The sequence below is a fragment of the Sphingomonas sp. PR090111-T3T-6A genome (genome assembly GCF_000383095.1).
Classification (GTDB): Bacteria; Pseudomonadota; Alphaproteobacteria; order Sphingomonadales; family Sphingomonadaceae; genus Solisphingomonas.
The window spans coordinates 75,180-88,296 of record NZ_AORL01000023.1; the positions used below are offsets into that span (position 1 = coordinate 75,180).

General features: G+C 68.8%; 9 protein-coding genes. 2 read left to right on the top strand and 7 right to left on the bottom strand.

All coding sequences use genetic code 11. From position 1 onward, the window contains the following. Nucleotides 1–43: 43 nt before the first annotated feature. On the bottom strand, nt 44–1,507 hold the full coding sequence (locus ST3T6A_RS0118130) for a catalase (RefSeq protein WP_019834379.1): 1,464 nt from the start codon (nt 1,505–1,507) through the stop codon (nt 44–46). Between the two features lie 151 nt (nt 1,508–1,658). On the opposite strand from ST3T6A_RS0118130, the gene ST3T6A_RS0118135 reads away from it, so the two are divergent. Further along, nucleotides 1,659–2,579 carry a cupin domain-containing protein gene (locus tag ST3T6A_RS0118135; RefSeq protein ID WP_019834380.1) on the top strand — a complete coding sequence of 307 codons (921 nt, stop codon included), beginning with the start codon at nt 1,659–1,661 and terminating at the stop codon, nt 2,577–2,579. A 3-nt stretch (nt 2,580–2,582) separates the two neighbouring features. Here ST3T6A_RS0118135 and ST3T6A_RS20595 read toward each other — a convergent pair whose 3' ends face one another. The 6 genes from ST3T6A_RS20595 to ST3T6A_RS0118165 all read right to left on the bottom strand — a co-directional run bounded on the left by ST3T6A_RS20595 (nt 2,583) and on the right by ST3T6A_RS0118165 (nt 12,376). Beyond that, nucleotides 2,583–3,080: a helix-turn-helix domain-containing protein gene (locus ST3T6A_RS20595; RefSeq protein ID WP_162140547.1), complete on the bottom strand. Its 498-nt coding sequence runs from the start codon at nt 3,078–3,080 to the stop codon at nt 2,583–2,585. 345 nt (nt 3,081–3,425) lie between these two features. Next, on the bottom strand, nt 3,426–5,021 hold the full coding sequence (locus ST3T6A_RS0118145) for a family 43 glycosylhydrolase (RefSeq protein ID WP_026359851.1): 1,596 nt from the start codon (nt 5,019–5,021) through the stop codon (nt 3,426–3,428). Then, on the bottom strand, nt 5,018–6,460 hold the full coding sequence (locus tag ST3T6A_RS0118150) for a DUF885 family protein (RefSeq protein WP_019834383.1): 1,443 nt from the start codon (nt 6,458–6,460) through the stop codon (nt 5,018–5,020). Before ST3T6A_RS0118150 ends, ST3T6A_RS0118145 begins: the two co-directional genes overlap by 4 nt. Then, nucleotides 6,457–10,221, bottom strand: a complete 3,765-nt coding sequence (locus ST3T6A_RS0118155) for a LamG-like jellyroll fold domain-containing protein (RefSeq protein WP_019834384.1) — start codon at nt 10,219–10,221, stop codon at nt 6,457–6,459. The genes ST3T6A_RS0118150 and ST3T6A_RS0118155 overlap by 4 nt, the downstream gene beginning before the upstream one ends. A gap of 45 nt (nt 10,222–10,266) precedes the next feature. Continuing rightward, on the bottom strand, nt 10,267–11,553 hold the full coding sequence (locus ST3T6A_RS0118160; RefSeq protein ID WP_019834385.1) for an MFS transporter: 1,287 nt from the start codon (nt 11,551–11,553) through the stop codon (nt 10,267–10,269). A gap of 25 nt (nt 11,554–11,578) precedes the next feature. After that, nucleotides 11,579–12,376, bottom strand: a complete 798-nt coding sequence (locus ST3T6A_RS0118165; protein ID WP_019834386.1) for a 2-keto-4-pentenoate hydratase — start codon at nt 12,374–12,376, stop codon at nt 11,579–11,581. Between the two features lie 305 nt (nt 12,377–12,681). Here ST3T6A_RS0118165 and ST3T6A_RS0118170 point away from each other — a divergent pair. Continuing rightward, nucleotides 12,682–13,117 (top strand): 5-deoxy-glucuronate isomerase (locus ST3T6A_RS0118170; protein ID WP_019834387.1); only part of this gene is annotated, 436 nt, incomplete at its 3' end.

Genomic DNA, 13,117 nt, shown 5'->3' on the forward strand with positions numbered 1-13,117 from the left:
AAGAGGGGCTCCGCTCGATCGAACGGAGCCCCCCGCGCGTGGCTTATTCCGCCGCTTCGCTCAGCGCGAGGCCGAGAGCCGCCGCGACGCCCGCGCCATAAGCGGGGTCGGCGCGGGTGCAGTTGGCGATGTGGCGCTGTTTGATGTGGAGTGCCGCGTCGCCCATGCCGCGCGCCGTGTTGTCGAACAACGCCTGCTGCTGCTCCGGCGACATCAGGCGGAACAGATTGCCCGGCTGTTCCCAATGGTCGTCATCGACGCGATGATCCCAATGCTCGGCGGGCTGGCCGTCGAGCGCCAGCGGCGGCTCGGCGAACTGGGGCTGGTTGGCCCAGAGATCGGCGCTGTTGGGATGATAGCTCAGCGTCGCACCGAGATTGCCGTCCGTCCGCATCGCGCCGTCGCGGTGATAGGAATGGAACGGGCATTTGGGCGCGTTGACGGGGATATGGTTGAAGTTGACGCCGAGGCGGTAGCGCTGGGCATCGCCATAGGAGAAGAGGCGGGCCTGGAGCATCTTGTCGGGCGAGAAGCCGATGCCCGGCACGATGTTGGCAGGCGAGAAGGCGGCCTGCTCGACCTCGGCGAAGTAGTTGTCCTGATTGCGGTTCAGCTCCATCACGCCGACCTCGATCAGCGGATAGTCCGCCTTCGGCCATACCTTGGTGAGGTCGAACGGGTTGTGCTTGTGGGTGCGGGCCTGTTCCTCGGTCATCACCTGGATGAAGAGGGTCCATTGCGGGAAGTCGCCCTTCTCGATGCTCTCGAACAGGTCGCGGCCATGGCTCTCGCGGTCGCCGGCCACGACCTGCGCGGCGTCGGCGTCGGAGAGGTTCTCGATGCCCTGCCGGGTGCGGAAGTGGAACTTGACCCAGACGCGCTCATGGGCGGCGTTGATCATCGCGAAGGTGTGGCTACCGAACAGATGCATGTGCCGGAAGCTTTTCGGGATGCCGCGATCCGACATCACGATCGTCACCTGGTGCAGCGCCTCGGGCAGCAGCGACCAGAAGTCCCAATTGTTGTCGGCCGAGCGCAGGCCGGTGCGCGGATCGCGCTTGACGGCATGGTTGAGGTCCGGGAAGCGCATCGGATCGCGGAAGAAGAACACCGGCGTGTTGTTGCCGACGATGTCCCAATTGCCTTCCTCGGTGTAGAATTTGATCGCCGTGCCGCGGATGTCGCGCTCGGCGTCGGCCGCGCCGCGCTCGCCGGCGACGGTCGAGAAGCGCATGAACAGATCGGTCTTCTTGCCGACTTCGGAGAAGATCTTCGCCTTGGTGTAGCGGGTGATGTCGTGGGTGACGGTGAAGCTGCCATAGGCGCCCCAGCCCTTGGCGTGCATCCGTCGCTCCGGGATCACCTCGCGGTCGAAATGGGCGAGCTTCTCGATCAGCCACACATCCTGAAGCAGCGCCGGGCCGCGCGGGCCAGCGGTCAGGATGTTGGTGTTGTCGGCCACGGGCGCACCGGTGGCGTGCGTCAGGCCTGTCTTACGATCGTCCATCATCAACCTCCTCGAAGACGGTGCAGCTCAAATCCCTTGAGGGCAGATCGTTATTAACCCGATTCGGAGACGTATTGAATTTATCCGGCACGCCGAGCATCTTTTCGACAAATGGCGGGAAAGTGCGGCGTATGACGGGAGGCGGGACGGGATGGAGGCCGGCATCGACGATCCGCTGAGCGTGCTGGCGCCGTTGCTCAGGGTGCGGCCCATTCTCGACGATCTCTGCCGCTTCGGCGGCGACTGGGCGGCGCCGCACGATGCCGCCGGCCCCGGTTGGGCCTATTTCCACATCGTCACGCGGGGCGAGTGCCTGCTGGACCGCCCCGGCCATGGCGCGCTGCGCCTCGGGATCGGGGACGTGCTGCTGCTGGCCCACGGCGACCCGCATGTCGTGCGCGCGCGGACGGGAAGCGGCGGCGGCCGGCGCGCGCCGGTGGTGGAATATCGCAACGCCATCCGCATCAAGAGGAGCCCCGGCGTCGAGACGGATACCGAGCTGGTCTGCGGGCGCCTCCATTTCGAGGCGGCGCCGCAGAGCCTGATCGTCGCGGTGCTGCCCGAGGTGGTGGTGCTCCGCGCGACCGAGCGGCACCATGCGATGCTGGAGGGCATCCGCGACGAGCTGGATATCGACGCCGCCGGTGCCGCCGCGATTGCGACGGATCTCGCCAGCGCGCTGTTCATGATGCTGCTGCGCGGGCATCTGGAGGCGGCGGGCACCTCGTCGGGCGTGCTGCGCCTGCTCGGCCAGCCGGCGACGTCGCGCGCGATGATGGCGATGCTGCGCGAGCCCGCGCGGGACTGGAGCCTGGAGGAACTGGCCGAACGCGCCGTGTCGTCCCGCGCGACGCTGGTGCGGGCCTTCCGCGCCGCCTCGGGGCTGGCGCCGCTCGCCTTCCTCACCGAATTGCGGCTGGGCCTCGCGCGGCAGCAGCTTCTCGGCGGCCGGGCGACCATCGCCCAGATCGCCGCCGACGTGGGCTATCAGTCCGAAGCGGCGCTGAGCCGGGCCTTCCATCGCCATTATGGCGTGCGGCCGGGCGCGCTCCGGGCCTTGGGCGCGGGCTGAGCGTCAGGCCAGCACCCGGCTGCGGGCGCTCTCGCTCGTCACGCGGCGATACCAAGCGGTCGGGGTCTCCCCTTCGTGGCGCTTGAAGCAGCGCGTGAAATGGGCCTGATCCGAAAAGCCGTAGGCGAGCGCGATCTGGGCGAGCGGTTCGTCGGTCGTCCGCATCCGCTCCTTGGCGCATTCGATCCGGCGCTTGAGCAGATAATGGTGCGGCGAGCAGCCCATCGTCCGCTTGAAGGCGCGCGCGAAATGGCTCGGGCTCAGCCGCACCGTGGAGGCGAGATCGGAAACGAGGAGCCGGCCGCTCAGCCGCGCCTCGATCATCGACTTGGCCCGGCGGACCTGCCACGAAGCAAGGCCGCCGCTGTCGTAAGCGCTGTCATCCGCGACAGTCCTGCCGGCCATGGCGGACAGGAGTTCGAGGGCGCGATCGACGAAGCGCTTGGCGCCCATCGGGTCGCTCGACACGGTTTGCTGCGCCTGGGTCAGGACGAGCTTCAAGGTTGCGAGCTTCTGTTCGGTGGCCTGCCCATGATCATTGGAAATGATCGGAAGCGGGCTTCCGAAAAAAGTGGTCGGGCTGGATGAAATATGGCCGCCCGATGCTTCGTTCCGGCTCTCCAGATCCAGGATGGCAGTGCTCGATATCATGACCAACTCCTTGCAAAGACATCGAAACGCCATGACACAGGAGAACCGTAACTGATGATCTGCGTTAGCAATAGCGTCAGTGAGGACAGGCCTTCTATCGAACATTGGTATGGGTGCTCGGGCACAGGGTATAGCGGGTCTAGACTTTAGTATGGGTGCCGCCCCCGTAACGTCGGGCAAGCGGCGGCCGGGCGCTCAGCCCAGCGCGCGATAGCGGAAATCGCGGAAGCGGGCCTCGCCCCGGCCGGCGCTGTAGAGGCCGGGGCGCAGCATCAGGAAGCCGCCGCGCACATTGTGATGATAGCCCGACACCTCCATGCCACGATCGAAGCGCCGCCATGTCCGGCCGCCGTCGCCGCTGGTGTCGAAAGTGACGATGTGGCGATCGTTGGTGACGCGCATCCGCATCCGCCGCCCGTGCGGGTTGGCGGGGCGGCCGCGCTCCTGCCCATACTGGTGAGTGACGAAGCGCTCGCCGTCGAAGCCGAGCCCGCAATAGAGCCGGTCGTCGTAGAACAGCAGCAGGCCGGCGGTCGTGCCCGGATCGATCTCGATATCGCATTCGAAGCGATAGGCAGTGTCGCCCGCGATCTGGAGCAAGGGCGAGGAATCCACCGGCGCGGTGCCGCTCGCGGCGAGGTGGAGCGTTCCGCCTGCTACCCGAGCGCGCGCGGCCTCGTCGGGGCGGGGGCGGAAGAAGCTCCAGCGTGTGCCGAGGTCTAGGCCGTCGAACGGATCGGAGAGCGCCATGCCGTGCGGCACCGCCTGCCCGCCGCGCGGCTTGGGGAGCGGGCGGGAGAGATCGCCGCCGGTCATGCGGAACCAGCCGTCCGGCGTCCACTCGACCCGATCGAGCAGCGTTTGCCGCCCGAGCGTCCAGTAGCCTGCCTCATAGCCGTGATAGAGCGCCCACCAGTCCCCCGCCGGCCCCTCGACCAGCGAGGCATGGCCGCGCGACCACCAGCGCTCGGCGCTGCTCGTGGTGCGGACGAGCGGGTTGGCGGGGCAATTCTCCCACGGGCCATGGATCGAGCGGGAGCGCGCCGCGATCACCATATGGCCGGTCGGCGGCCCGGCGGTGCCGCCCACGGCGGTGATGAGATAGAACCAGCCATCGTGACGGACCAGCTTCGGCCCCTCCGGCGAGAAGCCCTCGACCACCCAGTCCGCCGGATAATGCCACGGATCATAGACATGCTCGATCGGCCCCACGGTCGAGAGCCCGTCGTCGGCCAGCCGCACCCGATCCCCGCCCGAGAGGAACAGCCAGCGGCTCCCGTCCTCGCCGACGACGTGGCAGGGATCGATATGGTGATGGAGGCCGAGGTCGACCGGCTCGCTCCACGGGCCTTCGATGCGGTCGGCGTGGATGACGAAGATCGAATTGGGCTCGGCCTTCACCGGGATATAGAGGAAGTAGCGGCCGTCATGCTTCGCCAGCGAGACGGCCCACACCGCGCCGATATTGCGGTGGAGCGCCGGGCCGATCGGCCGCCAGCTCACCAGATCGCGCGAGTGCCAGATCACCAGCCCCGGATAGGAATCGAAGCTGGAGAAGGTCATGTAATAATCCGCGCCGTCCTTCAGGATGGCGGGATCGGGGCGATCGCCCGCCATGACGGGGTTGAGGAAGCGCCCGTCGCCGAGATCGGCGATGCGCTGCCCATCCAGGCCGCGGCGCCACGGGAAGGCTTCCGGCTGTGGCGTCGGGGCGGCAGAGGCCGCGCCCGGCACGAGCAGGGCGGCTCCGGCTCCGGTGGCGGCGAAGGCCTCGCGGCGGGTCATCGTCATATCGGCCATTGCTCCATGCGAATGCGGCCGCCGTCGAGGAGGGCGCGGTGGCGGGCGATGTCGTCGGGTCCGTGCATCCGGTCGGCGAGGGCGAGCCAGACCGTCGCCTCGGCGAGGCGGCTGGCGGGCTCGACGGCGATGCGGTCGAGTTCGGTGGCGAAGGGGGCGAAATAAGCGGGCTCGCCCTGCCATGCGACGAGGCGCTTCAGGGTGTCGGCGCGGGTCCAGCCGTGGAGGTGGATGCCGATATCGGCGAGCGCGCGGCAGACGCGGAACAGCAGCCAGTGGATATGGCCCAGTTCGTCGCGGGGATCGGCGAAGGCGCCTTCCTCGCCCGCAAGCTGCTCGGCATGGATGCCCCAGCCTTCGACGAAGGCGGCCGCATAGGTGAGCCGCAGCGGGTGCGGCGGCGTCTCCGCCTCAAGGCCGAGCTGCACCATATGCCCCGGCAGCAGTTCGTGCGCGACCACCGAGGGCAAGGTCCAGCGCGGGCGGCGGCGGATCGCCTTGAGATCGACGATATAGGCGCCGCGCCGGGTGGGCGTGGGCACCTCGCGATAGCCGTTGCGGCCTGCTGCGATCTCCTCGGCGCTGAGCGCGCGGACATCGACATCCGCGCACCAGGGCGGCAGCGTGCCGAAGGCGGCGGGGAGGCGGGCGCGGGCCTTGGCGAGCATGTGCCGCATGTCGGTGACGGCTTGTGCGCGGCCGGTGTCGTCATCGGGATAGAGCCAGCGCGGGTCGCGCCAGAGCGTGGAATAGCGGGCGCCGATCTCGTTGTCTGCCACGCCGATGCGATCAAACAGCCGGGCGGCGCGGGCGTGGAGCGCGTCCCGTTCCTCCACGAGGCGGTGTTCGAGGACGAGCGGGTCGGCGGCGTTGCCCGATGTCCGGCGCAGCAGCAGCGTATAGGCCTCGGCGCCTCCGGGCAGGCGGCCCAGACCGGCTTCGGCGGGAGCCTTGGGGCGAAGCGCGTCGAGTAAGGCGGCCTGCCGGTCGAGCGCGGCGGCGGCGGGCGTCTCGGCGCGGGTCTTGGCGAGGCCGGCCATGGTCCGCTCGATCAGCGGGCGGGGCGGGAGGATGCCGGCGTCAGCATCCGCGCGCAGGGCGGCGGTGTCGGCGTCGATGGCGTCGGCGTTCGGCTGGGGCGAGCGCCATGCGCCGGATCGGGGCGTGACGCGATAGGGGCGACCCGACGGGATATGCCGGAGCAGCGCCACGTCGATCGCGAGGCCTGCGCGGGCGGCCTCCAGATCGAGACGCAGTGGCCCGGTCGGGGCCTCGAACGGCGCGAGCTTCGCGAGGGCGGCATCCGGCGGCAGATGCGCCGCCTCGTCCAGCGCCGCGCGGAGATCGGCGGGCGAGGCGGCCCGCGCGACCCCGGTGGCGAACCACGCCGCGCCGGCCCCCGCCAGCAGCTCGCGCCGGGCGATCCTCATCGGCGGGGCAGCGCCATGCGGTTGTTGAGCCGCGTCACCTCCGCCGCTCCGCCGGGGAGCGTCACCTCGGCGGACAGCGTGGCGGGATCGACACCGGCCGGGATCGCCAGCCGCACGGTCGTCGTGCGGGGCAGCAGGTCGGTCGGCGCGTCGAGTGCGGGGAGGGGCGCGGTTGCCACAGGCCGCCCGTCGGCGGCGACGAGCATCGCCTGCCCGCCCGTCGTCGGTTGCGCGCCGAGGCTGTGGACCGTCAGCGTCACCCGCCGCCCGGCGAGCGCGATATCATCCGCGCCAATGCCGAGATCGGGCCGCTGCTCGACCGGCGTCGCGGCGTTGGTCAGCGCGAAGTCGAGCGTGGTTTCGCCGGGCGGGAACGCCACCTCCGTGGAGGCGCTGCGCTCCAGCGTCAGCGTCCGGGGCGCGGCGCCGCCGGTCATCGCCCATTCGCCGGCGGTGACGCTCCACCCCGTCATCGTCGCGCGCTGGACGCGGCCGGTGGTGTTGTAGGCGATCACGCGGAACCGGTCGGGCGTCGCGCCCGGCATCAGGATCGCGACCGCCTCGGCGGCGTCGGGCTCCTCGAAGCGCCAGCTCACCGTGTTGCCGGGCCAGCTCTGGCCGCGGCTGTTGGCGATGCCGCCGAGACGCTCGCGCTGGAGGATCTCGTTGGGCTGCTCCACCCGGTCGGACCACCAATGGCCCTCAGTCATCATCCCCATGCGCTGCGATTTCTCGGCGATGGCGTCGGCGTGGAGTTCCTCCAGCCAGTGCCTGTCGCCGCTACCGTCCCACGCGGCATAGCGGGTGAAGGCATTGCCCGGCCGGCCGATCTTCGCACGCCATGCAGCGCCGTCGGGCAGCGCCGCGAAGCCATTCTCGTTGAACTCGGAGAGCGCCGCCGGCCCCGCCTTGTCGAGCCGCGCCTCGATCGGGCGGAGATAGCGCGCGTCGCCGGTGAAGCGCCACGCCGCCCATGCCGTCTGGAGCGGCAGCGTGGCCCCGCCGCCGTCGCCCTGACGTTCGGCATCGGTGCGCCAGTTGATCTCGTTGGGGAAGCTCCAGCGGCCGTCCGCGCCTTGCTTGCCGTGGGCGAGCCAGCCGTCCATCAGCCCTGTGACCAGCCCGCGCGCCGCCGGATTGCCGTTGTAGAGGCCGATCAGGATCGGGACGTGCATCACGGAATAGCCATAGGGCTTCTGCCACTCCCACGGCCCCTCGCGGTAGATCTTGCGGCCGCCGTACCAGTTGCTGGCGAAATGCACATGGCCGGCGGGATTGCGCAGGATCACCCGTTGCAGCCCGCGCACATTGTCCATCAGGCGCTCGACCGTCTTGGGCTCGCCCCAGTTCAGATAGAGCCGCTCGGCGTTGGAATTGAGCCCCTCCTCATAGGCGTGCAGCTCGTCGGTGGTGATGTATCCGAGGCCGTTCACGATCATGTCGTTCTTGTAGACCGCATCCGACAGCGCGCGCAGCGAGGCGTTGATGCGATCGGGCTCGACCCCCATCAGCGCGAGGCCGGGCCATTGCTGGGTGAGATCGGTGTCGTCGGAGATGCCGCCGCCGAAATCGCCATAGGGCACCTGCCTCTTGTCGATCCACCAGTCGACGAACCGGCGGACGAGCTTCAGGTCTTCGAGCTGGCGGAAGGCCCAGAGCGGCACGCCGGCGGGCGGCTTGGGCTGGGTGAAGGGCGGCAGGTTCTCGGGGCGGTAATCGATATCCGCCCAATAGGTGCGCGCCTCCGCATTGTAGGGATCGACGCGCAGCAGATCGGTGATGTCGCCATAGAGCCGCTGGTAGAGCGCGGCCCGGCGCGAGGCGGTATGCTCCTCGACGAGGAAGGCCCAATTGTCCTTCACCTGGTTGAGCCGGTCGGCGACATGTTCCTTCAGCGCCTCGGCGCGCGGCTTGAAGACGAGGCGGATGCGCGCGCCGTCGAGCGATGCGGCGTCGAAGTCCGGCGCGGCCGACGCAATGCTGAGATAGAGGCTGTCGTTGGGCAGGATGCGGTCGCGCAGGTCCAGCCACAAGGTCCGCGCCTCGCCGGGGCGGACCGAGACCGAGAGGTCGATCATGTCGCGCGCGGGCCAGATCGGGTCTTTGACGCGGATGTCGAGCGGGATCAGCCCCGCCGCATTGGGCTTCGCATGGAGCGCGGGGATATCGAGCGCGATGCCGTCGAGACCGTCATGCACATTCTCCCAGCCATAATCCCACGCCCGCGCGATGGGCTGGTCCGCATGGGCGGGGCCGAAGCTCGACGGGATGAGGATATGGACGATCGGCGCGCCGCCCTGAGCACGCTGCACCTTCACGCCTACGCCCGCGCTTCCGGCACCGATGGCGGCCTTCACGCCGGAGGAGGGCATGGCGATCACCGTGCTGCGCTCGTCGGGCGGGTAGCGGCCGGCGATGAAGCCGTTCAGCGTATCCAGCGCCGCAATGTTGGGCGAGGCGCTCGTATCGACCGTGTAGGAGAGCTTGAAGCTGCCTGCGGGCTCGCTGCCGGGGGTGATGTCATAGGCCCAGATTTCCTGGATCGGCTGCTCCTGCATCACATTGGTGAAGCTGAGCGTGCCGCCCTGTCGTTCGCCGACCGTGTCGAAGCTGCGCACCACGCCTTGCGGGCGGCGGGCGAGGGGGATGGGCTTGCCGTCGCCCGTCCAGTCGAGCCGGCCATAGGCCGCGCCCCGGATTTCGACGCGGTTGAAGCGCTCGCCGGGCGGGACGGTGAGGTCGTAGCGTCTGCCGCCCTCGACATAGACGTTCCAGTCCGGCAGCTCGAAATAATCGTCCCGGCCGAGCAGGCGCGAGCGGTTGTAGACGCCGGGCCATGTCGTCTCCGCGATGCCGTCGGTGCCCTTCCACATCCGCTCCTTGAGGTCGCGCGCATCGGCGAACTCGACCTTGCGCACGCGTGTCACGGCGGCGTCGAGGACGGGCGGGGAAGCGTGGTCCCAGCCATAGCGGTGCAGCCATGCGATACGCTCGGCGGTGGCGTCCGGGGCCGGCGCGGGGCCGGGCTCGCGCTTGTCGGCCAGCGCCGCCACGTCGCTCGCGCCCAGCATGTGATCGTAGACGCGGATCTCGTCGAGATCGCTGCCGCGCATGAAGTGATAGCGGCTCTGCACCTGATGCGGGGAGAGCACGCGCCCCGCCATGCCGAACTGGTCGAGGCCGGAGTCGAGATCGGCCTTCTGGTCCTTGCGCGCCACCTCGCGCCCATCGACGAACAGGCGGACACCCGCCGTCTCGTCCCAGCCGAAGGCGATATGGTGCCACGCATCGGGCGCGGGGAGCGCCTCCATCCGCCACGACACGCGCACCCGCGAGAGGTTGGCGTCCGTCACGAAGGCGTCGAAGCCTTGGCCGTTCCAGTCGATGCGCAGGAACGCCATGTCCCAGCTCGAATGATCGGCGAAGCCCGCGCGGAAGATCGAGAACGGCGCTTCGCCCACCGGCGTCCGGGCCCGCCAGAAGAAGGAGAGCGTGCCCCGCGCTGCCCGCATGTTGCCCGGCGCCTTCCAAGCGACATAGCCGTCGTCGGCCCAGCGCGCCGCCCCGCCCATCGCGCCGTCGGGCGTGATGGTGACGCCGCTCAGGAAGTTGGGGACGGGATCGCCCTTGGCATGATCGGCCGTGAGGTCATGGTCCGCCGAGGCGCGGAACAGCAGCCCCGTCGCGTCCGGCGCGGCCATGGCGGGCGATGTCGCGAGCGCAGCCGCCATCGCCAGCATCGAGATCGAGCTCAAACGCATGACATACTCTCCCTGATGGACGCGGGCTTGAGGCCCGTCTTCGGATCAGCCGGCGTCGATCCGCGCGAGGCGGGGGCTGAGCAGGTGGATCACCAGCACCGCGATCAGATAGACGCTGCCCGCCACCGCGAAGATCGGCGTGTAGCTGCCCGTCGTCTGGAGGATGTAGCCGGTGAACTTGGCCATCATCATGCCCCCGATCGCGCCCACCGTGCCGCCGATGCCGACCACCGATCCCACCGCCGCGCGCGGGAACATGTCCGACGGCAGCGTGTAGAGATTGCACGAGAAGGCCTGATGCGCCGCCGTCGCCAGCCCGACGATCGCCACCGCCATCCACAGATTGCTGCAATATTGGGCGAAGAAGATCGGCGTCACGAGAAAGGCGCAGACGAGCATGGTGAGCTTGCGCGCGAGGTTCGCGCTCATCCCCCGCCGCATCAGCCGCGAGGATGCCCAGCCGCCCGCCACGCTGCCGAGATCGGAGATCAGATAGATCGCCACCAGCGGCGGGCCGAAGCTCAGCAGATCGAGATGATAGGTCTTGGCGAGGAAATCCGGCGTCCAGAACAGGAAGAGCCACCAGATCGGATCGATGAGGAACTTGCCGAGCGCGAACGCCCATGTCTCGCGATAGCCGAGGATGCGGCGCCAGCCGATCGGCTGCGAGGGGTCGGCCGGATCGCTCTCGATCAGCGCCAGCTCGGCCATCGAGACGCGGCGATGCTCGCGCGGGCGGCGATAGAGCGCGATCCACGCGACCAGCCATGCGAGGCTGGCGATGCCGGTGATGACGAAGGCCATCCGCCAGCCGAAGGCGACGGTCAGCGCCGGCACCACCAGCGGCGTCACGATCGCGCCGACGTTCGAGCCGGCATTGAACAGGCCGGTGGCCAGCGCGCGCTCGCGAGCCGGGAACCATTCGGTCACCGCCTTGACGCCGGAGGGGAAGTTGCCCGATTCGCCGATGCCGAGCACGGCCCGCGCCATCGAGAATTGGGTCGCCGAATGGACGAAGCCGCAGAGCATGTGTCCCGCCGTCCAGATCAGGAAGGCGATGGCATAACCGACGCGTGCGCCCAGCCGGTCGACGATCCGCCCGAAGCCGAGATAGCCGACCGCATAGGCCGCCTGAAACCAGAAGATCACGTCGGCATAGGTCTCTTCCGACCAGCCGAGTTCGTGCGAGATGGTCGGCTTCAGCAGCCCGATCATCTGGCGGTCGACATAGTTGATCGCCGTCGCGGCGAAGAGCAGCCCGCAGATTGCCCAGCGATAGCGCCCGACCCGCTCGGCCGCCGCGATGATTTCGGGCTGCTGCATCTTCGCCATGCCCCTCTCCTGTCCTGTTGGCCTCTCAGAGGGCCGTGATTCTGCACCGGACGGCGTAGCGTTCATCGAAGCGGGCTTCCACCCGTTCGCCGGGCTTCACCGGATGGACGCCGGTGACGGCGCCGCTCGAAATCCACTGGCCGGGGCTAAGTGCGATGCCGCGTGCCGCCATATGCTCGAACAGGAAGCGCGCCGCGCCGAACGGGCCGTCGAGCATGGTCGCGGCGGTGGCGGCGCCCGCCCGCTTGCCCTCGATCCACAGCTCGATCGGCCAGCCCGAGATGTCCGCCTCGCGCCAGTCCGGGATCGGCGCGCCGACGACCAGCCCGTTATTGTTGCCGAAATCGGAGATGGTGACGGTCGGCCCGCCGGAATTGATGCCGGGATAAGGCGAACTCGCGATCTCGATGCCGACATGCACCGCATCGATCAGCGCGCGCGCCTCGTCGATGGTGAAGTGGCGCTGCGAGGGGTCGGGCGCGACACCGATGCGCAGCAGGAACTCCGCCTCGGCGGCCGCGAAACCGTCGACGAACACGGGCATGGCGAGGTCGCCGGTGTCGGTCGCGATGACCACCTGATCGGCGAAGATCGGGCCGGCGAGGCGGTTCATCTCCTCGACCGGAGGCTCGATCTTGCCGACCTTCCAGCCGGCCACAGGCCTTCCCGTCAGGCCGATCGCGGCATCCTGCACGGCGTAGGCCTGCCCGAGCGCGGCCGGGATGTCGCCCGGATAGTCGGGCAGGGCGATCCCCGCCTGCCGCGCGCCGACGAAAGCGCGGGCGATGCGTGCTGAATTCTCTTCCTTGTCGTCAGGCTGCACGCGACGCCCCTCCGGCCAATGCTTGTTCTCGCTGCTATCCAGCGCATGAGGAAACCGGTGTCAAGATCATCCCATGCGAAGGCGGAGCTGGCGGTGCGGTGGAGGCGTGGCGGAAGTCGACGTTATTCGCGGATATTCCGCCTGATCGCATAAGGTGGCATCGGAACGGCTCCACCGGCTGTCTTGCACTTCTATCTGACACCGGTTACCGATTGTGGTGACGGCGGAGGAAAGGCTGCAGGCGCGAGACTGGCATGATGGCCGTTCACCGCTATGGCCGCTCCGCGATTCGAGAGGCGAGAGAGATGTTCGAGAGGACGTATTACGCGACGCATCCGGATATGATGGAGTGCGTGTCGAACGAGGAGCTGCGGGACCGTTATCTGATCGGGGGCCTGTTCCGGCGTGGCGAGGTGGTTCTGAACTACACGCACGCGGACCGCTTCGTGATCGGCGGGGTCGAGGTGGCGGGGAGCACGGTGAAGCTGCCCGACCAGAGCGAGCCGGCGTCGGCTGTGGGCCATCCCTTCCTGGAGCGGCGCGAGCTGGCGGTGGTCAATGTCGGCGGGGTCGAAGGCATTGTGACGGTCGACGGCGAGGCGTTCGTCCTTGGCAACAAGGACTGCCTCTATGTGACGATGGGCGCGAAGGAGGTGCTGTTCTCCGGTGAAGGCGCGCGCTTCTATCTGGCGTCCTGCCCGGCGCATCAGGGCTTCCGGACCCGCAAGCTGTCGATCGCGG